An 18,415-nucleotide genomic window follows, 5' to 3' on the forward strand; every position below is an offset into this window, starting at 1 on the left:
GATCCTCCCGCCTGTCCCTCCCGTTCGAGGAGGGGACGATCCGCGCAGCGGATCAGGGGTGGGGTGCGGCGGCAGACGTCCCGCCGCCCCCTCGGCTTCGCCGAGCACGCCTCTCGGCGTGCCCCATCCGTCTCGTCGGCGTCGCCGCCGATCCACCTTCCCCTACAGGGAAGGAGCGAGCCGTCACTCCACGAAGCCCTCGCGGGTGAGGAAGTCGCGGGCGACGGCGCTCGCGGCCTCGCCGCCGACCTGGACGCGGCCGTTGAGCTCTTGGAGCGTCTCGAGGGTGAGCGCCTGGAAGACCGGGTTCAGCAGTTCCGGCAGCTGCGGATACTCCTCCAGCACCTCGGCGCGAACCAGCGGGGCCGGCGCGTAGACCGGCTGGACGCCCTGGTCGTCCTCCATGACCACGAGCCCCGAGGGCCCGATGCCGCCGTCGGTGCCGTAGACCATGGCGGCGTTGGCCCCCGAGGTCTGGCGCGCGGCCGCCGCGATCGTGGCGGCCGTGTCGCCGCCCGAGAGCGTGATCAGCTGGTCGGGGGAGAGCGTGAAGCCGTAGGTCTCCTGGAAGGCCGGGAGCGCCGCGGGCGAGTTCACGAACTCGGAGGAGGCCGCGAGGATCACCTCGCCGCCGCCCGCGATCCACTCCCCGAAATCGCTCAGCGTCTCCAGGCCGTTCGCCTCCGCGATCTCCGAGCGCACCGCGATGGCCCAGGTGTTGTTCGCCGGCGAGGGCTGGAGCCAGACGATGTCGTTGGCCTCGCGGTCGAGCTCGGCGGCGCGCTCGTAGCCCGCGTCGAAGCTCTTCCAGACGTCCGAATCCGCCTCGTTGAAGAAGAACGCCGCATTGCCCGTATACTCGGGATAGACGTCGATCTCGCCCGCGGTGATCGCCTCGCGCACGATGGGCGTGCCGCCGAGCTGCAGACGGTTCTGCGTCTCGATGCCGGCGTCGTCGAGCACCTGCAGGATGATGTTGCCGAGCACGCCGCCCTCGGTGTCGATCTTCGAGGAGACGACGACCTGCGCGGAGGCGAGGCCCGCGCCGCCGGCCAGGAACGCGGCGGCGGCGAGGATGGTGGTGACGGGACGCATGCGGTTCTCCCTTCGGATCGTTGTGCTCGGCCGGCGCAGCGCCGGCTGTGTCGTGGAACGCGGAAGCGCGGCTATCGGATCGGCCGCAAGGCGAAGACGTCGTCCAATTCTGGCAGCGGAGCGAGAGAGATCAACTCCCCGAGCACGCTTTCCGAGGCGAGCTCGCCCTCGATCGCCTCCACCTCGGCGGAGAGCGGGCGGTCGACGTCGTAGAAGGCGGCGTGCCGGCGCACCAGCTCGACGACGAAACCGGCGACGCCCTTGGGCCGATCGCCGAGGATGTCCATGGCCTGCGCGGCGAGGAGCCCCTCGAGCGCGGCCATGCGGCGCAGCGCCCGGACCTGGCGGTCCACGCGCTCGTTGACCAGGGGCAGGAACGCCGCCTCGTCCTCGAGCCCGCCGGCGACCACGAGGGGCTGGGCCGAGACCGGGTTCGACATGGACAGGATGCGCGTGAACAGCTCGCCCGCGAGCTTGATCACCGGGCCGAAGCCCGTGGCGATCCGCCCCGGCGGCACGAGGTTCACCGGCAGGTCCCGGCGCGCGCCGTTGCCGAGAAGGACGCAGCGGTTGAAGGAATTGCGCGCCGCGTGGCAGAGCGCGGTCTGCAGCGTCTCCATGAAGACGGTGACGTCGAGCGGCAGCGAGCCGCCGGACGTGAGCACCTCCCCGTCGATGACGACGGGGTTGTCGTCCGTGCGCCCCGTGGCGGCGAGGACGGTGCTCGCGCTCACGAGCAGGCTCTGGAAGAGCGTGCCGAAGACCTGCGCCATCATCCGCAGCGAGAGCGGATCCTGCACGTTCGTCGCCTGCGGCCAGTCCCAGCCCCGCGCGTTCTCGTAGAGCCAGGCGCCGATCGTCGCCTCGCGCTCCGTGCCCACGTGCGCCACCGCCTTCCAGGGCGCCTGCGAGGCACCGAGCGCGCCGGCGGTGGCGAGGCCGGTGGCGAGCATGATGCGCATGGCGTGGGCCGCGGCCCGCGTCGCCTCCGCCGCCGACGCGTGACCGATGGCGTTGACCGAGATCGCCGCCAGCGAATCGCGCGACATCAGGCGCAGCGGCGCGAGCCCCGCTTCCTCGAGCGCGATGGCCGCAGGCATCCGCTTGTCGCGGTAGATGGCCTCGCCAACCCCCGTGAGCATCGCCCCGATCTGGCCCATGAGGCCGATGTCGGCGCAGCCGATCGAGCCCGTGCGGCGAACGACGGGGATGACGTCACGCTCGAGCAGCGCCACGAAGGCCTCGACGAGCTCCGTCGAGCAGCCCACGCGGCCCGTCAGCGCCGTGTTGATGCGGATGGTGATGGCGTTGCGCACGGTGGAGAGCGGGAAGGGCGCGCCCGTGCCGAAATGGTGGGCGCGCACCAGGCCCGCGTTGAAGGCGTCGCGCTCGTCCTCCGACCAGGAGACGTCCTTCATGGCGCCGACGCCCGTCGTCGCGCCGTAGACCGGCAGGCCCGCCTTCATCGTCTCGTCGATCGCGGCGCGGGCGCGGCGGACCCGGGCGAGCCCGTCGGGATCGGGCCTGGGCACCGCGCGCCCGGCGCCGATGCGCACGAGCGTATCGAAGCTCAGCGGTCCCCCGGTGAGGGTGATCTCGTGCGGCGTGGACATCGATCCTCGAACTCGACGGGAGGAGCGCCCCCCGGGGGGAGCGCGCCTTCTCGCCGAGCTCACCACGCGCCGTGCTGCACTGCAAGAGAAGATCGCACGTCCGTGATCCGCACGCGCCCTCAGCGCAGGGAGGCGACCTCCACCCGCGCCATGCGGGCCATGACCTTGCGGCCGTAGCCGTTGCAGAAGCTGGACGCGCGGTGGATGCCCATGTTGTAGGCGGAGATGCCGCCGCAGCCGGTGCCGTGACGATCGAGCGCCGCGCGCAGGTAGCGCATGCCCGCCTCGATGCCGGTGGCGCAATCACGCAGGTTGCCCGTGACGCCGACCGAGCGGGCGGTGGCGGGCTTCACCTGCATGACGCCGAGCTCGCCCGCGCGACCAACGGCCGAGCAGCGATAGTTGCTTTCCGTGCGCGCCATGGCGTGGGCGAGGACGGGGTCGATGCCGTGGCGCAGGGCCGCCGCGGTCACGAGCGCCTGGACCGAGCCCGCGGGGGCCGCGGGAGCGGCCTGGGCGGGTGCCGCGGCCTGCGTGGTCTCGGGCGTCTCGCCCTCGTCGGCGCGGGCGGCGGCGTCCATGAGGAAGAAGGACTTCGCCGGATGGCTCGCCGCCGACGGCGCGGCCTCGGCGGCCTGCGTCTCCACGACGGTGGTCTCGTCCGCCCGAGCCGTGGACGCGGTCTCCACCGGAGCGGACTCCACGGGAGCGGCCTCGGTCGGCTCGGCGGACGCCGCCCGGATCTCCGTTTCGGCCTTCGCCGCGGCGTCCGCGCGGAAGAAGGCGAGGTTCTCGTTGGCGCTGGCGGGCGCCATGAATGCGGGCGTCGCGAGGCAAAGCGCGAGCGCGGTCGCGAGAGCGATTTTCATCGTCTCGTTCTCCGATGATCTGATCTCTGGCCCCGCTTTCGGCGGGAGGGATGAGACGCGGCGTCGTGCCCGCCGAAGGGAGGGGCGGGCGCCGCTGGGAGGCGCCGGGAGGCACCGGGACGCCGACGCGTTCCGCGCCGACACCGCCTCTCTCCGGGTCAAGAGGGACGAGATTATGGCAGCCGGCCAGGCGCCGGCCCCGGCCGGACGATCGCGAGCCTCGCGGTCTCTCGTCTCAAGCGTCGCGCATCAGAGCCCAGATCATCGTCGCGACGAAGACGCCGCCGACGGCGAGCGTCGTCACCGCATCGGACAGATCCGCGTTCGCGACCCACCAGCCGCCGATCCCGGCGGCACCGATCGTCAGAAGATGTCTCATATCGGGACGATGCCTCTCGTTCCGACCCCGTCGGCCGGAGAGAGCGCAAGGCCCGTGCCGAAGCGCCGTCGGTCAGCCGAGGAGCCGCGCGCGGACCGCACGGCCGGCGGCGAGGCCGGTCTCGTGGGCGCCGTGCGCGGTGGAGAAGTCGCGCGCCGAGGTCGCCTCGCCTGCGAAGAACAGGCGGTCGTCCACGGGCTCGGCGAGCGCCCCGCGATCGCCCGCGTGCCCCGGCAGCGCGCAGGAATAGGAGCCGTGAACGTGGGGCGCCGCGAGCCAGTCCGTCGCCGCGACGGGACGCATCGTGCGCCGCACGCCCGACCCGAAGATGCCGGCGAGCTCCTCCAGCGCGAAGCCGGCGAGCGCCCCCTCCCCCGCCTTCGAGAGATCGCGCGCGAGCCGCCCGCCGACGAAGGTCTCGATCAGGGGCAGGCCGAAGGGCCGCAGCAGGTAGGAGCCCGTACGCGCGTCGTCGAGCCGCCCGAAGACGTGGCCGTTCGGCGCGAAGGCCTCGGGCTCGTCGAGGACGAGGTAGAGCTTGTCGGCGAGCCCCAGCGGCAGGCCGGCCGCGGCGACCTCCTTCTCCGGAAGCGCGGGGTCGAAACGGATGGCGCGCCGGGCCAGCACCGCCGTCGAGACCGTCACGATCACGGCGCGGGCCGCGAGCGTGCCCTTGCCGGTCTCGAGGCGCACCCGCGAGCGGCCGGAATGGTCGATGCGCGTCACCGGGCAGTCGAGCGTCACGGGCGCCGCGCGCCCGAAGGCCGCGATCAGAGCGCCGTAGCCCTCGCGCACGCGCCAGTTCGCGCCGGTGTCCGCCTGCGAATAGGCGGCGAGATCGAGGCTCGACACGCCGTCGAGCTCGACGCCGCTGACATAGGTCGAGATCGCGTCGAGCAGCGGGTGGAAGCGTGCGTGCTCGGGCGGCAGGTAGGCGCTCGCGGGCAGGTCGACGCGCTTGCGCGCGCCCTCGATCACCGCGTCGTCGAAGGCCTCCCAGGCCGCGTCGAAGCCCGCCTGGTCGTGGGCGTCGAACCCCTCCCCCGCCGTCTGCTCGCCCCAGCGCGCGGGCGTGCGGTCGACGGTGAAGCCGAGCTCGCCCGCGAGCACCGTGAAGGGGTTGCGGTCGGCGGAATGCAGCCAGCCGCAGCCGAGATCGAGGGGAAGCGTCTCGCGCGTCACGGTCCAGGCGCGCCCGCCCACGCGCGGCGCCGCCTCCAGCACCCGCACGTCGAGGGGCGCTCCGGCGAGCGCGGCGGCGGCCGCGAGGCCCGCGGCCCCGGCACCCACGATGGCGACGTCGATCTCCTGCACCACGCTCCTCCTCGCAACCGGAGACATTTCTCCTACCAGAGCCCGCCTCGGGCGCAAGCGCCGACGGCGCGAACGCGGGATCGGCGCCCCGCCCGGCGAAACCGACGACCCGGCCGCCGCGTTCGCTCGCGGGAGCCGCCGTTCACGAGCGTCGACGCGCCTCTGCGTCCGCGCACCGGCGGCTTCCTTGCCAGGGGGATCGATCTCCCGGAATATTCGTCACGCAACGCTGCGCCGCCGCGGCGGGGTACGCAAGGAGAGCTTGTGTTTTGCGCACCATGATCCGCTATGGCGGGCTCGCAATCCTGATCGCGGCGCTCGTCGTCCTCGCACTCCTGCCCTTCGCCTCCTCGTTCGTCGACGATTGGGCGCAGCGGGACGTGGAGCTGCGCTCGCAGCTCGTCTTCGCCGCCGCGCGCGAGCAGATCGAGGAGATGCGCGCGCAGGGCGACGCGGCCGCGCTCGACGCCCTGTTCGGGCGCATCGCCGCGGACGGGCGCATCGCCGCGATCGGCCTGTGCGAGGGCGGCGCGCTGACGCTGGCCACCGGCGGCATGCCCGAGCGCTTCTCCTGCGAGGCCGCGCCCGCGGACGAGGCGGCGGGTCCGAGCCCCATCGCGCTCGACGGCCAGGCCGCCCTCGTCACCGCCCACGCCCTCGAGGCTAACGGCGTGGGCGCCGCGCGCCTCGTGATCCTGCACGACCTCGCCTATATCGAGGAGCGCGCGGGCCAGGCGCGCATGGCGCTCGTCCTCGCCCTCGTCGCGGTGGGCTTCGGCGGCGCGGCGATCGCTTCCGTCCTCTCGATCTTCATCCTGGCGCGCTGGCGCCATTCCGTGCGCCAGGCGATCGAGGACGTGCGCGAGGGCCGCACCGAGGAGCAGGGCCCCTCGGACACGCAGATCGCCGAGGAGATCAAGGGCGCGCTCGGCGAGCTCGAGCTCGCCCGCCGGCAGATCGACACGGTCCACACCGTCTGGAACCCGGAGACGCTGCAGGTCGCGCTCGCCAACGAGCTGCCGGGCTCCGAGGTGATCGTCGTCTCCAACCGCGAGCCCTATATCCACAACCGCAAGGACGACGGCACGATCCAGGTCCAGCGCCCGGCGTCCGGCCTCGTCTCGGCGCTCGAGCCCGTCACCCGCGCCTGCGGCGGCACCTGGATCGCCCACGGCTCGGGCTCGGCCGATCGCGACTCCGTGGACGCCGACGACCGCGTCGGCGTCCCGCCCGCGAAGCCCACCTACACGCTGCGCCGGCTCTGGCTCACCGACGAGGAGCAGGACGGCTATTATTACGGCTTCGCCAACGAGGGCCTCTGGCCGCTCTGCCACATCGCCTTCGTGCGCCCGATCTTCCGCGAGAGCGACTGGCGCTTCTACCGCTCCGTCAACGAAAAGTTCGCCGAGGCGGTGGTCGCCGAGGCCAAGCGCCCCGACCCCATAGTCCTCATCCAGGACTACCACCTCGCGCTCGCGCCGCGGATGATCCGCGACCGGCTGCCCAACGCCACCATCATCACCTTCTGGCACATCCCCTGGCCGAACTCGGAGACGTTCGGGATCTGCCCGTGGAAGGAGGAGATCATCGACGGGCTGCTCGGCTCCTCGATCCTGGGCTTCCACACCCAGTTCCACTGCAACAACTTCATCGAGACCGTCGATCGCTTCATGGAGAGCCGCATCGACCGCGAGAGCGATTCGATCTCGCTCGCCGGCCACGAGACCTTCGTGCGGCCCTACCCGATCTCGATCGACTGGCCGCCGGCCGCGCTGGAGGGCCAGGCACCGGTGCCCGAGACCCGCACCACCGTGCGCGAGCGCCTCGGCCTCTCCCCCGACATCAAGCTCGGGGTCGGCATCGAGCGCTTCGACTACACGAAGGGCATCCTCGACCGCATGCGCGGCGTCGACGCCTTCCTGACGGAATATCCCGACTGGAAGGGCCGCTTCTGCTTCGCCCAGGTGGCGGCGCCCACCCGCGCCAAGCTCGCGAGCTACCGCAACCTCCAGGCCGAGGCCGAGGCGCTCGCCGACGAGATCAACGCGCGCCACGGCGCCGACGGCTGGGAGCCGATCAAGCTCCTCGCCCGCCATCACGAGCCCGACGAGGTCTTCGAGCTCTTCCGCGCGGCGGACCTGTGCATCGTCTCCTCCCTGCACGACGGCATGAACCTCGTCGCCAAGGAATTCGTGGCCTCGCGCGACGACGAGCAGGGCGTGCTCGTCCTCTCCGCCTTCGCCGGCGCCTCGCGGGAGCTCTCCGAGGCGCTCATCGTCAACCCCTACGACGCCTACGCCATGGGCCAGGTGATCCACCGGGCGCTCGCCATGGATTCCGGCGAGCAGCGCGAGCGCATGAAGGTGATGCGCGAGCAGGTGGAGGCGAAGAACGTCTACCGCTGGGCGGGGCAGATGCTGCTGGACGCCGCCCGCCTGCGCAAGAAGGAGCGCATCATGCGCCTCATCGACGCCAAGGAACGGCGCACCGACCGCAAGGGCGAGCGCCCCACCGACCGCAGGAGGAAGCCCGCCGCATGACCGCTCCCCCGAACCACGCCCTCTTCCTCGATTTCGACGGCACCCTCGTCGAGATCGTCGACCGTCCCGACGCCGTCGCCGTCGGAGCCGGCGTCCCGCAGACGCTGGAGCGGCTCTCGCAGGCGCTGGGCGGCGCGCTCGCCATCGTCTCGGGCCGGCCGATCGCCTTCCTCGACGGGAAGCTCGCCCCCTTCCACGGCGACGCCGCCGGGCTCCACGGCGTCGAGCGCCGGCTCGCGGGCGTGCTGCATCCCTGCCGCCCGGAGGAGCACCCGGCGCTGCGTCGCGGCATCGCGGAGCTGCACGAGGCACTCGACCCGATCGAGAACGTGATCATCGAGGACAAGGGCTGCTCTGTCGCCGTGCACTGGCGCATGGCGCCCGCCGAGGAGGCCCGCGCCAAGGGGCTCCTGGAGGACCTCGCCGCGCGGCTGGGCGCCGAGTACCGCATCCAGCACGGCAAGATGGTCGCCGAGATCCTGCCCGCCCTCTCCGGCAAGGGCCGGATCATCGCGCATTTCATGGAGAGCGCCCCCTATGCCGGCCGCCGCCCGGTCTTCATCGGCGACGACCTCACCGACGAGAACGGCTTCGAGACCGTGAACCGGCTGGGCGGCGTCGCCGTGCGCATCGGCGACGGCGACACCTGCGCGAGCCACCGCCTCCCCGACGTCCCCGCCCTCTACGCGACGCTGGAGCGCTGGGCGAATGCGGGCGGCGTGGATCTCGAGGGCCTGCCGGAGGCGTGATGTCTCGCGCGCGGGTCGACCGAGATCTCGGCGACCGCGCAGAAGAGGCTCGCCGGAGCGAAGATCACGGCAAAGCAAATGGCGGAAGTACGGGAACCGGTAGCGCATGCCGCGGCGAGAAGCTCTGGGCATCGCGCGGCTCGAGTCACGCGATCTCGGCAAGCTCATGTCGGGTAAAGCTGGCGGACAGGGCGTCCGTCGTACTATAACCTCTGGGCGTTCATATGCGTCCGCCATGTGCGCTCGAATGCCTTGCGCTGTATGGCTTTCCTGTTATCTTCGTCCGTGGCTGTTCACCACAATCCGCGCCTTCGGGTGGGGAAGCCGGTGGGGAAGGGTGGGGAACGAGGTGGGGAAGCGCCATGCCGGTTCAAGCCAACAAGCTCAGCGCTCGCGCGGTGGCGACGCTCGCCAAGCCCGGTCGTCATTCGGACGGCGGCGGACTCTACCTCAACGTCACGCCGACCGGCGCGCGGTCGTGGGTCTTCATGTGGAAGGTGGCGGGCAAGCGGCGCGAGATGGGGCTCGGGCCGTTGCGTGACGTGCCGCTCGCCAAGGCACGGGAGCTTGCCGCCGACGCGCGCAGGATGGTTCGCGACGGAGCCGACCCGCTCGCCGCCCGCGAGCCGCCGAAGGTGATGACGTTCGGCGAAGCCGCCGACGCGCTCATCACCAGCATGTCGGCGTCGTGGCGGAACGCCAAACACCGGGCGCAATGGGAAATGACGCTGCGTGACTACTGCGCGCCAATGCGCACCAAGCCGGTCGACGAGGTCGGCACCGACGACGTGCTCGCGGTGCTCCAGCCCATCTGGCAATCGAAGGCCGAGACCGCGTCTCGCCTCCGCGGTCGCATCGAGCGGGTGCTCGATTACGCCAAGGCGCGTGGGCTGCGCACGGGCGAGAATCCGGCGCGCTGGCGCGGGCATCTCGACGCAATTCTGCCCCGTCCGAAGAAGCTGACCCGCGGCCATCATCGGGCAATGCCGTTCGACGACGTTCCTGCCTTCATGTCGCGTCTGCGCGACCGCGTGGGCGTCTCGGCGCGGGCGCTGGAGTTCCTCGTGCTCACTGCGGCGCGGTCGGGCGAAGTGCTCGGGATGCGCTGGAGCGAGGTCGACTTCGACGCCGCGGTGTGGAGCGTGCCCGCCGAGCGCATGAAGGGCGGGCGGGCGCACCGCGTACCGCTCACCGACCGTGCCGTCGACATCCTCGTCGAACTGAACAAGGCTGCCGTCGGCGAGTACGTGTTCCCGGGCATGAAGCTGAATCGCCCGCTGTCGGTCATGGCGCTGGAAATGGTTCTCCGGCGCATGAAGGTCGACTTCACCGTGCACGGCTTCCGGTCGGCCTTCCGCGACTGGGCGGGCGAGCGAACGCCTTTCCCGCGCGAGATAGCCGAAGCGGCACTCGCCCATCTCGTCGGCGACGAGGTCGAGCGGGCTTATCGGCGGGGCGATGCTCTGGAGAAGCGGCGCGCGCTGATGACTGCATGGTCCGACTTCGTCGAACGGCGCTCGGCTTCCGTTGTCGAGTTGCTGAGGCGGGCATGAGTGCGCATTCCCGCCACGGCGGTGCGCGTTCGAACGCCGGTCGCAAGCCGGTGCTCGAGCCGCTACAGCGCGTGCTCGTCGGCGCGTGGTGTCAGCAGATACAGGACGCGGCGTCGGCTGCCGCTGCTGATTCGCGGATGCGGAATGAGGTCCTTCAACGCTGGAAGTCCGCTGAACCAAGCCTTTCTGATATCGACATTTGGGCATATTTCATAGAACACTGGGCAAATATTCAGAGACTTGCAAAGGAAGGCAAGCTCCCGGAAGGTTTCACTCGTACACAAGAATTTGAAGACGACCAGCTAGAGCATGAAGTTGCGGAATTTCGAAACCGTCGAAAGCTTTTGGGCTCTGTGCAAAAGCGAGTCTTAAAGCGCCCGAAAGGCATCAGGAACTCCATAATTGCTGAGATTTCGCGGCGCGCGAGTGAGGAATTCGGTGTGCTCGTAACGCGTCGGCTCGTGGACGAGTGCTGGAAGGAGTACCGCAAGCACTTCCCAACTTGAATTCCGTCCGTAACGCCGAATCGGTCCCGCGCGGTTTCCTATGAGTCCGTGCGTGCCGGGATTGACCGCGTCGACGACGTGGCCGGTACCAAAAGGACCGAAACGGAAATGAACGATAAGTCAACATCTACTCGCAACGTTGCACCGCTCGGGCTCGGCGTCTCGGACGCTGCAAGAGCCGCTGGCGTCGGGCGCACCGCAGTTTACGAAGCGCTGAAGAGCGGTGCGCTCGTGGCCCGGAAACTCGGGCGGCGCACAATCATCCTCATCGACGACCTCAACGCGTGGCTCGCGTCGCTGCCGCGCATGTGACCTGAACGCCCGAAAAAGGGCGGCGGGCGCAGAAGCGACCCGCCGATAAGGATTAAGCCAATGAAGACTTACCACGACCGGCCTCGCAGCGCGAGGCGGAACGGAACCGGCTTGCCGCTCGGGCAGCCGACCTTGTTCGACTGGTCGCGTAACCGCGACCTCCTTTCCAACCCCGCTGTCCGGCGCGTCGCCCGGCGCGGCCTCTCCCCGGCGTTGGCGCTCGCCATCGCTGAACTTGCTGGCCTCGGGAGTCGCGAACGATGACCGAGAAGAAGACCTGCCTGCGGGCCATCCCCCGGGTCGTCGCCGAGATTGTCGGCGGCAAGCGGTTCCGCGTCGTCGGACGGGACGCCGAGACCCTGCTCCTGCTCGTCCGGCGAGGCGAGCGCGGCGTCACCGCATTCGACTTCCCGGGCGGGCCGGCGTTCCGGCTCGGCGCCTACGTGCACGACCTCCGCCGCGAAGGGCTCGGCATTCGGACCGAACGCGAACCACACGACGGCGGCACTCACGCGCGATACGTGCTCGAGACGCCGGTCACGGTCATCGGCGTCGACGTCGGCGTGTCGTCGGCCGCCGCGTAGCGGATAGCCGCTCATCGACAATCGGGGCGCGGAGAGCGGCGGCGGCGACGGCGCTGCCGCGCCCCTCCTGCGGTCGACCGCGTCTCGCCCGCCACGGGGCTTGCAGGCGCGATGGAGAACATCATGCCGAAGCACAACGCGAAGGGTCGCTCGAAGAACCAACAGCGCTTTGTCGCGCTCCCGCTCTACATGCTGCGGTCCGCGGCCTGGCGCAGCCTCTCCCCGGTGGCGCGATGCGCCTTCATCGAGGTGGCGTCGCTGTACAACGGCGGAAACAATGGACGCCTCGCGCTGTCCGCGCGGGACGCCGCCGAGCGCATCGGCTGCTCGAAGGACACCGCGGCCCGCGCGCTCGCGGCGTTGACCGAGCGCGGCTTCATCGAGCAAACGCGCCCGGGTTCGTTCCACCGGAAGACGCCGCACGCCGCCGAGTACCGGCTGACGCTCTACTCGTGCGACCAATCGGGCGCGCTTCCGTCCCGTGCTTTCGCCCGCTGGCAGCCCAATGAAAAGCAAAAGCCGGTCTTACCGCAGGGACAGCCGGTCTTATCTCAGGGACAGTAGCGAGGTCCGCGCAACAATATTGCGCGTTTTGTCCCTCTCATCGGACTGCTGCCCGGTTTCACGATGGTTCCACGGTCTTACTAAGGGGACACATATAATTTACCATAGGAGGTGCGCAGCTCGGCGGCGAGCGGATGCTCGACGAGTTGGTCGCGCCCGTGCCCGACAGACGCGCCGGAGGTCGACGAGATGGCGAAGACGAAGCAGCCCGCGGCGCCCGAACCGCGGCGCCTGCCGGTCCAGAACGGGACGCCGACCATGAAGCACATCGGCGGCGGCTCCAACGACGCGTGGAACGGGCGCCTGCTCGCAACGGCTCTCGGATACGCGCTGCCGGGTGGCGCGGACCGCACGGCGGACGCGGACGAGAAAATAATCGGTGCCGTCACGGCGCTCATGGACATGAAGCCGACCGACCCCACGGAAGGGATGCTCGTCGCGCAGATGCTCGCCGCCAACAGCGCGGCGCTCGAGTTGTACCGCCGGGCGTGGATACCGGAGCAGACGTTCGAAGCGAGGACGCGTTTCCTCGCGCTCGCGGACAAGGCCGCGCGGACGGTCGGCACGCTCGCCGAGAGTTTGACGAAGTATCGGACGCGGGGCCGGCAGACGGTGGTCGTCCAGCACGTCAACGTCGGCGACGGCGGGCAGGCGGTCGTCGCTGGAGAGATGAGCACACGGGGAGGGCTGCATGGCGGGAAGTGAGGTCAACCCCATGCGCAGCGCCCATGCTGCTCCCCGATGCCGCGGCAGGGCGAAACGGACCGGCGAGCCGTGCCGCGCGCCCGCCGTCCGGGGCTGGTGCGTTTGCCGCATGCACGGAGCCGGTGGCGGGGCTGCGATGGGCCCTAGAAACGGCCGGTTCAAGACGGGGCTCTACACATGCGAGGCCATCGAGATGCGTCGCCTCGTCTACGCCCTTGCCCGTGAGGCCCGAAAGGTCGAGGAGGTGGTCGGGTGAGCAGTGCCGCTCAACGGCTAATGGCCTTGAGTAGATGATCACTTTAACATTCAATAATCTACCCAAGATGCAACAAAAACAATTCTCATACAAACCACACTCCATTATCAAAGTTACTGATTGTTGCATTCTTATTTTCAGCGCTTTCAGAAAAACCAATTAAAACATCAGCGCGGCTAACTCCGGAATTCAGTTGCAACTCCCAATATTCCTTCCCAATTGCGTCAGGCAACCTATCGAGTACGTTTTGATAAAGGGCATCGACAAATCCCGCATCTGTTTGAGCTGTAGAAAAACGGTTCATGAATTCTGGAGAGTTGATAAATCCCCAAGCCACTTCGGCAAGTGAAGTCCCGGCGTCCAGAGCACGGGTCCACGCTCCCAAGCCTGCTGGGTCAGGAACACGATTCAACGCAGCCTCATAAAGACGATATGCCCTACCCGCCGTTCCTTCGAAATCAAATGCTAGAATGCCGTCAGCAAACCCGATTCGTTCGACTTGATTTAGTCTATCAGATCCGTCTGGGCCGCTAACAATAATGTCACCGCCCAGTCTCGAAACGCTATAATGTCCACCAAATCCTGAGAACAGCGCAATATCGATTCCTGATCCGCCGCTGATATAATCATTACCGCCGTACCCTCTGATTACATCATTGAATTCACTGCCATAAAAACTATCAACTCCACCAAGAAGGAACGAGATGTCGGACAGGCGCGCTAGCGTCTGTTCGATCTGGGCAAATGATCCCGAAATCTGAAGACCGGACAACTTTCCTAGAGGGCTTTGATCAGCTTCATAAAAGGTAAAAGCATTTACACTTGCAAAACTACTACCAAAAAAACCCTCGACTAAGATATAAATACCCGTGTTCGGGTCGCGCCCCAAAACAGCACTTGTCGACTCCGATATGAGTACTGGGTCTGCAACAACCGGAAACGATGATACGCCGTCCTGCATTTGCAAAGGACGGCTGTAAGCATTGATAATCGGCATGTCAGACCTCGACCTTTCATCTGAGTCGTGGATACCGACGCCCGCGCATCGGCTACTGCCGCTGACGCTGCTCTCGACCCAGCAAGAAAACGGAAACGTTCGAGTTCCACAACCCCAGCCGCGCCCCGAGCCTCTCAGCGCTCGACAAGCCTGTCAAGATGAGTAATGCCCCACAGAGGCAACTTGCTCGCTACGTTTTTCCGCCTGCTGGAGCCGCGCGCGATCCGCTCGGCAATGGCGCGGGCCTTCTTGCGCGGCCGCCTCCCAATCGCCAACCGGCGAGCACCTTCCGCGAAGTAGAGGCAAAAGATAGGACTGCGGCATCGATTAACACGAACGCCTCGTCGAGCGCGCGGACGGTGCAGGGCGGCGTCGGGATGGCGTTGGGCATGGTGGCCTCCAGACAGGGCACTCCAACATCGACTGAGGAAGGTTCGCCAAGCAGAAACCGCGGCAATCGAGCGCGCCGGGTGGGGAACGCGGTGGGGAAGACGCCTGCGCTCAGCGGAAAACATTTCATGGACCAACGGCTTGAGCCGAAATGGTGGCGGACAGGGCGGGATTCGTCTGCCCTCTAGCGCAGTCGCACAATCCTTCAAAAACAAGGATTGAGCAACGACCGCTCACGGCGATGTTAGCCGTAATGTTACACGTTTTGACACTCCTGCAGCGGGTGTGGCCGTCGTTTCTCTGGGCGATAATTCTCTGAGCGCGGCCTTCGTCCTTGACCGTCCGGGAGGCAAGGCGGCCTTAGCCGGTCGCGTTACCGCTCGTATCGGCGCGCGCCAAGCGGGCACCGCGGAGCGGGGCTGAGGGAGCGAGCACCGGCATGGTCCGGAGTCGGCCCACTGCGGTCATGCCACCCTGAGCATTGCGTCCGACGACTTCCGGCGATCGCCCGCTGTGGATGGCGAGGATGATCTTCTCGCCAACGCCCACCCGGCGAGAGGTCCTCGCCCGCGTAGGCAAGCCCGGGAACCAATCCCGGGCCGGCCTATAAACGGCTCTACCCACCGAGCCCGTCGACGAGCATGTCACTTGGCTTCAAGGCGGCCCCCCCCTTGAACGTGACGGGCGCCTAGGGAGCCGGTGCCGATGCACTGGAGGGTCTGCTTGCGAACGTGGTCGCAGTGACTATATAAAGCTGTGCTTGTGCGGTGAGATGCTCCGCAATCGTCCTGGCATCATAATGCTGTTCTCGAGTATTCCAAGGAGTAATCATGTCATTCGTCGGCGGAATCTTGACGTCTGGGACGCTTATGCTGTTTCTCGCCGGAGCGGCCATGTCGCCCGGTGTGGCCCAGAATGGCGCGCCCGAAGCGTCGCCGCCGGACGGGGAACTGATCGAGAGCCTCAGCGGCTCGGGTGACTTCTCGGAGCTTTTCTCCGCCCTCGGCTCGACGGAAGTTCTCGATGACCTGTCCGGCGGCCCGTTCACGCTGTTTGCACCGACGGATCAGGCCTTCGCACGAATGCCGGCGGAACGCAGAGCAATGCTGCTCCTCCCGGAGAACGAAGATCGGCTGGAAAGCATCCTTGAGTATCATTTGGTTCCAGGTCGGATCACCGCTGGCGACCTCGCGCAAGCGGTTCGCGACAGAAGGGGCCGCACGACCTTGCGTACTGCTTCCGGCGACCCGTTGACGGTCCGCATTGTCGGAGACGCGCTTGAACTCACGGACCAAGAAGGGGGGCGAGCACGAATTTCAAGGCAGGACATTTCCCACTCCGACGGCTTAGTCCACGTCATCGACGCGGTTCTAATCCCGCGGAACGTCAATCTCGGCTTCACCCCCTACCGGTGATCTCTCCTGGAGGATCGCGGCTGATGCGCCTTGCCGGCCGGCAGCGCGACGGTCGTCGGCCTCAATCGGTGAGCACCGCGTCGCAGAAGTAGACCCAACCGCTCGACTCGTCCGCGTCCGGTCCGATGCCGACCTCGCCGCAGTGTTCGATCACGAGCGCCTTCTGCCCGGCGTCCATTTTCGCGAAGGCGGCTTCCAGTTCCTCGCGCGGGCGCAGTTCCTCGCGCGTGGCGTCCGTGAAAAAACCGGCCGTGAGGTTCTCGAGCTCGCCGTCGATCGCGATCGTCCCGGTGTCGTCCGCATCCTGGGCGACGACCGGAAAAGCGAGGATCGCCGCGAGAGCGGCTGCAGCGGTCATCTTGGCTGATCGGTTCATTGGAAGTCCTCTTCATGTGGCGATGCTACGCAAGCACGCTGCGTCCTACGGAGTTCCGAGCCCGGCGCGCCTCCAGCGCCTCGCCGTGGCGCGGGGAGGACAGGAGCTACCGCTACCGCGTCGCCTCGAGGACGGTGAAACCGGGCGTGTCCTCGTTCCATTCGGCCATCGCCTCCAGCTGATCCCCGGTGATCCCGACGAGAGCGAGCGAGACGTCGCCACGGGCGGCGACGCTCGTCATCGGCACGGCGACCCGGTTCTCGCCGAACCCCAGGAAGCCGCCGACCTCGACCACGATGTAGTGCATCCCGTCCTCGTCGACGACCACGACTCGAACGTCCCCGACCACCTCGCCGAGGCTGGCGTGCACCTCGATGTCCTGGAGGTCCTCCACGTTCGCGAAGACCTCGGCGACTTCCTCCGTGACGATGGGAGGCGCGAGCAGGAGCTGGGAGACGGGCGCCGCACCGAGCGGCGCGAAAACACCGAAGCCGGCGGCGAGCGGGGCGAGATAGGACTTCCAGCTCATGAGGCAGCTCCCTGTCGCGCATCCGACGACGACTCGACAATGGATCGGGCGGCAGCGCGTTCCACCGGCGCCGCTCAGCCCGCGAAGCCGAAATGCCAAACGGCCACGGGGACGGCTAGGAGCAGAACCAGCGAGGCAAGCACGAGCCCTCCATCCCGGACAAGCAGTCCGGCGACGAACACCGCGATCACGGCCGAGGCGAGGGAGCCCGAGGTCGGGATCACTTCCATGAGCGGCATGAACAACGTGAGCGCAAGGATGACGGCCGAACCGTTCCCGCGCCGCGTCGATCCGGCGGGAACGCTCCACCACGCCTCACGTTCGCGCAGCGACGCCCCTCGGGGCGCGAGACCCAGCCGACAGGGAGAAAACCCCCATGAAACACCTGCACGCACTCGCCGCCGGCGCCTTTGCCGCCGGCCTCGCCCTTCCCGCCGCGGCTCAGGAGGCGACCTATACCGGCACGATCGACCCGGTGAACGGCGCCGAAACCCGCCAGAATCCGATCGGCGACGTGCGGGTCACCCGCGACGGCGGCACCTACACGATCTCGCTCACGGTCGACGGCCTCTCGCCCGGGATGCACCTCGCCCACATCCACGGCTTTCCCGAGGGCGACCCGCAGGAGGCGACCTGCGCCGGCCCGGCCACCGATGCGAACGGCGACGACTTCGTCGACCTGATCGAGACCCGTGACGTCTCCGGCGTGACGATGATCCCGCTCACCGACGACCCTGCGAGCCTGTCGCTGCACAGCGAGACCTACCCCACGGCCTCGGAGGCGGGCGAGGTCCGCTTCGAAACCACCGTCGAGGCGTCCGCGCTGGAGGAGGCGCTCGACGCCGAGTTCTCGACGCCGCCGGCCCTTGAGCGCCGCGTCGTGTACATCCATGGCGTGCCGGAGGATCTGCCGCTCCCGGACAGCGTCCGCTCGCTGGAGGGCGTACCGGCGCGCGTGACCCTGCCCGTCGCCTGCGCCGAGCTCGAGGCTCAGTGATCGAGCCACGCAAAGTCCGCACGAAGGATGAAAGGCCCGCTGGTCGAGGCTTACGCATTCCGCGCCTGAGGACATACGGCCATCACGAGGGCTCCGACATTCTGTCGGAGTCCTTGCGGTCTCTGGGGTTCATGAAAATCGTTGAGGATGCGGACTACGGGGAAATTTACCCAAACGGCGGTTTCACCCGGGCCGTTCATTGACCCGTCAAGCAGACAGCGCTACCGCAAAAGACTTGCTCTTCGTTGCGGAGCACCGAGATGGTTGGACGGGTTCGAAACCTTTCTTTGGTGCAAATTTACCCTCCGCCTTCAGGCGACGTCAACGTGAACACATGCGGAAACCCCGACTGCGGGAACTACGGCGTTGCGCTCCGGATGGGTCGGCGGAGATCTCGCGGAAATACGAACGGCTCGAACAGCGCCGCCGCAGGCCTCGGTGATTACAAGCTCGGCAGTAGCGTTGACGGCGAGCAGCGCGTGTCCAGCGCATTCGAATACGCCTTGGATCCGCACCGGTGGATAGGCGCTCGGTCGATGCAGTGCCAACACGTCGCTGGATCCGGCACCGATCATGTCCCGAGGCGTGGTGTAGCTGACGCGGTGCCATGGACGATCCTGGGCGTGGCCGGATCGTTCGTCAGGGCTCCATCGCTGGCAGGCTGACGGCGGG

Annotated in this window: 19 protein-coding genes; 10 read left to right on the forward strand and 9 right to left on the reverse strand. The window is 68.0% G+C overall.

Going from position 1 to position 18,415, the window contains the following annotated elements:
- Nucleotides 1–183: 183 nt before the first annotated feature.
- The 5 genes from osmF to IEX89_RS06645 form a co-directional block, all read right to left on the reverse strand.
- Nucleotides 184–1,095: a glycine betaine ABC transporter substrate-binding protein OsmF gene (gene osmF, locus IEX89_RS06625; protein ID WP_188910911.1), complete on the reverse strand. Its 912-nt coding sequence runs from the start codon at nucleotides 1,093–1,095 to the stop codon at nucleotides 184–186.
- A 71-nt stretch (nucleotides 1,096–1,166) separates the two neighbouring features.
- Nucleotides 1,167–2,708, reverse strand: coding sequence for an aromatic amino acid lyase (locus IEX89_RS06630; protein ID WP_188910913.1), 1,542 nt, complete (start codon nucleotides 2,706–2,708; stop codon nucleotides 1,167–1,169).
- A gap of 119 nt (nucleotides 2,709–2,827) precedes the next feature.
- Complete coding sequence (locus IEX89_RS06635) at nucleotides 2,828–3,577, reverse strand: lytic transglycosylase domain-containing protein (RefSeq protein WP_188910916.1); 750 nt, start codon at nucleotides 3,575–3,577, stop codon at nucleotides 2,828–2,830.
- A gap of 235 nt (nucleotides 3,578–3,812) precedes the next feature.
- On the reverse strand, nucleotides 3,813–3,956 hold the full coding sequence (locus tag IEX89_RS06640) for a hypothetical protein (RefSeq protein WP_188910918.1): 144 nt from the start codon (nucleotides 3,954–3,956) through the stop codon (nucleotides 3,813–3,815).
- A gap of 72 nt (nucleotides 3,957–4,028) precedes the next feature.
- Nucleotides 4,029–5,270, reverse strand: coding sequence for a flavin monoamine oxidase family protein (locus tag IEX89_RS06645; RefSeq protein ID WP_280513911.1), 1,242 nt, complete (start codon nucleotides 5,268–5,270; stop codon nucleotides 4,029–4,031).
- A gap of 278 nt (nucleotides 5,271–5,548) precedes the next feature.
- Here IEX89_RS06645 and IEX89_RS06650 point away from each other — a divergent pair, with 278 nt between their 5' ends.
- From IEX89_RS06650 to IEX89_RS06685, 8 genes are all read left to right on the forward strand, one after another.
- Nucleotides 5,549–7,810: an alpha,alpha-trehalose-phosphate synthase (UDP-forming) gene (locus IEX89_RS06650; protein WP_188911019.1), complete on the forward strand. Its 2,262-nt coding sequence runs from the start codon at nucleotides 5,549–5,551 to the stop codon at nucleotides 7,808–7,810.
- Nucleotides 7,807–8,559 (forward strand): trehalose-phosphatase, encoded by a 753-nt coding sequence (gene otsB, locus IEX89_RS06655; RefSeq protein ID WP_188910929.1) that lies wholly within the window; start codon nucleotides 7,807–7,809, stop codon nucleotides 8,557–8,559. Before IEX89_RS06650 ends, otsB begins: the two co-directional genes overlap by 4 nt.
- A 362-nt stretch (nucleotides 8,560–8,921) precedes the next feature.
- Entirely contained in the window at nucleotides 8,922–10,112 is a 1,191-nt protein-coding gene (locus IEX89_RS06660; RefSeq protein ID WP_188910931.1) for a tyrosine-type recombinase/integrase, read from the forward strand.
- Nucleotides 10,109–10,618 carry a hypothetical protein gene (locus IEX89_RS06665; protein ID WP_188910933.1) on the forward strand — a complete coding sequence of 170 codons (510 nt, stop codon included), beginning with the start codon at nucleotides 10,109–10,111 and terminating at the stop codon, nucleotides 10,616–10,618. The genes IEX89_RS06660 and IEX89_RS06665 overlap by 4 nt, the downstream gene beginning before the upstream one ends.
- 108 nt (nucleotides 10,619–10,726) lie before the next feature.
- A complete protein-coding gene (locus IEX89_RS06670) occupies nucleotides 10,727–10,930 on the forward strand; it encodes a helix-turn-helix domain-containing protein (protein WP_188910935.1) in 204 nt (67 codons plus the stop codon).
- Nucleotides 10,931–11,190: 260 nt separating this feature from the next.
- Nucleotides 11,191–11,514 (forward strand): winged helix domain-containing protein, encoded by a 324-nt coding sequence (locus IEX89_RS06675; protein ID WP_188910937.1) that lies wholly within the window; start codon nucleotides 11,191–11,193, stop codon nucleotides 11,512–11,514.
- Between the two features lie 123 nt (nucleotides 11,515–11,637).
- Nucleotides 11,638–12,078 (forward strand): helix-turn-helix domain-containing protein, encoded by a 441-nt coding sequence (locus IEX89_RS06680; protein WP_188910939.1) that lies wholly within the window; start codon nucleotides 11,638–11,640, stop codon nucleotides 12,076–12,078.
- Between the two features lie 258 nt (nucleotides 12,079–12,336).
- A complete protein-coding gene (locus IEX89_RS06685; protein ID WP_188910941.1) occupies nucleotides 12,337–12,783 on the forward strand; it encodes a hypothetical protein in 447 nt (148 codons plus the stop codon).
- A 341-nt stretch (nucleotides 12,784–13,124) separates the two neighbouring features.
- On the opposite strand, the gene IEX89_RS06690 is transcribed toward IEX89_RS06685, so the two are convergent.
- Complete coding sequence (locus IEX89_RS06690) at nucleotides 13,125–14,036, reverse strand: DUF4214 domain-containing protein (RefSeq protein ID WP_188910943.1); 912 nt, start codon at nucleotides 14,034–14,036, stop codon at nucleotides 13,125–13,127.
- Between the two features lie 1,259 nt (nucleotides 14,037–15,295).
- Here IEX89_RS06690 and IEX89_RS06695 point away from each other — a divergent pair.
- Nucleotides 15,296–15,841: a fasciclin domain-containing protein gene (locus tag IEX89_RS06695; protein WP_188910945.1), complete on the forward strand. Its 546-nt coding sequence runs from the start codon at nucleotides 15,296–15,298 to the stop codon at nucleotides 15,839–15,841.
- A gap of 61 nt (nucleotides 15,842–15,902) precedes the next feature.
- On the opposite strand, the gene IEX89_RS06700 is transcribed toward IEX89_RS06695, so the two are convergent.
- The 3 genes from IEX89_RS06700 to IEX89_RS24605 form a co-directional block, all read right to left on the reverse strand.
- Nucleotides 15,903–16,217 (reverse strand): hypothetical protein, encoded by a 315-nt coding sequence (locus tag IEX89_RS06700; RefSeq protein WP_188910947.1) that lies wholly within the window; start codon nucleotides 16,215–16,217, stop codon nucleotides 15,903–15,905.
- A 112-nt stretch (nucleotides 16,218–16,329) separates the two neighbouring features.
- Nucleotides 16,330–16,746 (reverse strand): PRC-barrel domain-containing protein, encoded by a 417-nt coding sequence (locus IEX89_RS06705; protein ID WP_188910949.1) that lies wholly within the window; start codon nucleotides 16,744–16,746, stop codon nucleotides 16,330–16,332.
- Nucleotides 16,747–16,820: 74 nt separating this feature from the next.
- Entirely contained in the window at nucleotides 16,821–17,141 is a 321-nt protein-coding gene (locus IEX89_RS24605) for an exopolysaccharide biosynthesis protein (protein WP_188910951.1), read from the reverse strand.
- Here IEX89_RS24605 and IEX89_RS06715 point away from each other — a divergent pair.
- On the forward strand, nucleotides 17,123–17,743 hold the full coding sequence (locus IEX89_RS06715) for a hypothetical protein (RefSeq protein WP_188910953.1): 621 nt from the start codon (nucleotides 17,123–17,125) through the stop codon (nucleotides 17,741–17,743). The two genes, IEX89_RS24605 and IEX89_RS06715, sit on opposite strands and share 19 nt — an antisense overlap.
- The last annotated feature ends 672 nt before the right edge of the window (nucleotides 17,744–18,415 follow it).

The sequence above is a fragment of the Salinarimonas ramus genome (genome assembly GCF_014645695.1).
In the GTDB taxonomy this organism is placed as follows: Bacteria; Pseudomonadota; Alphaproteobacteria; order Rhizobiales; family Beijerinckiaceae; genus Salinarimonas; species Salinarimonas ramus.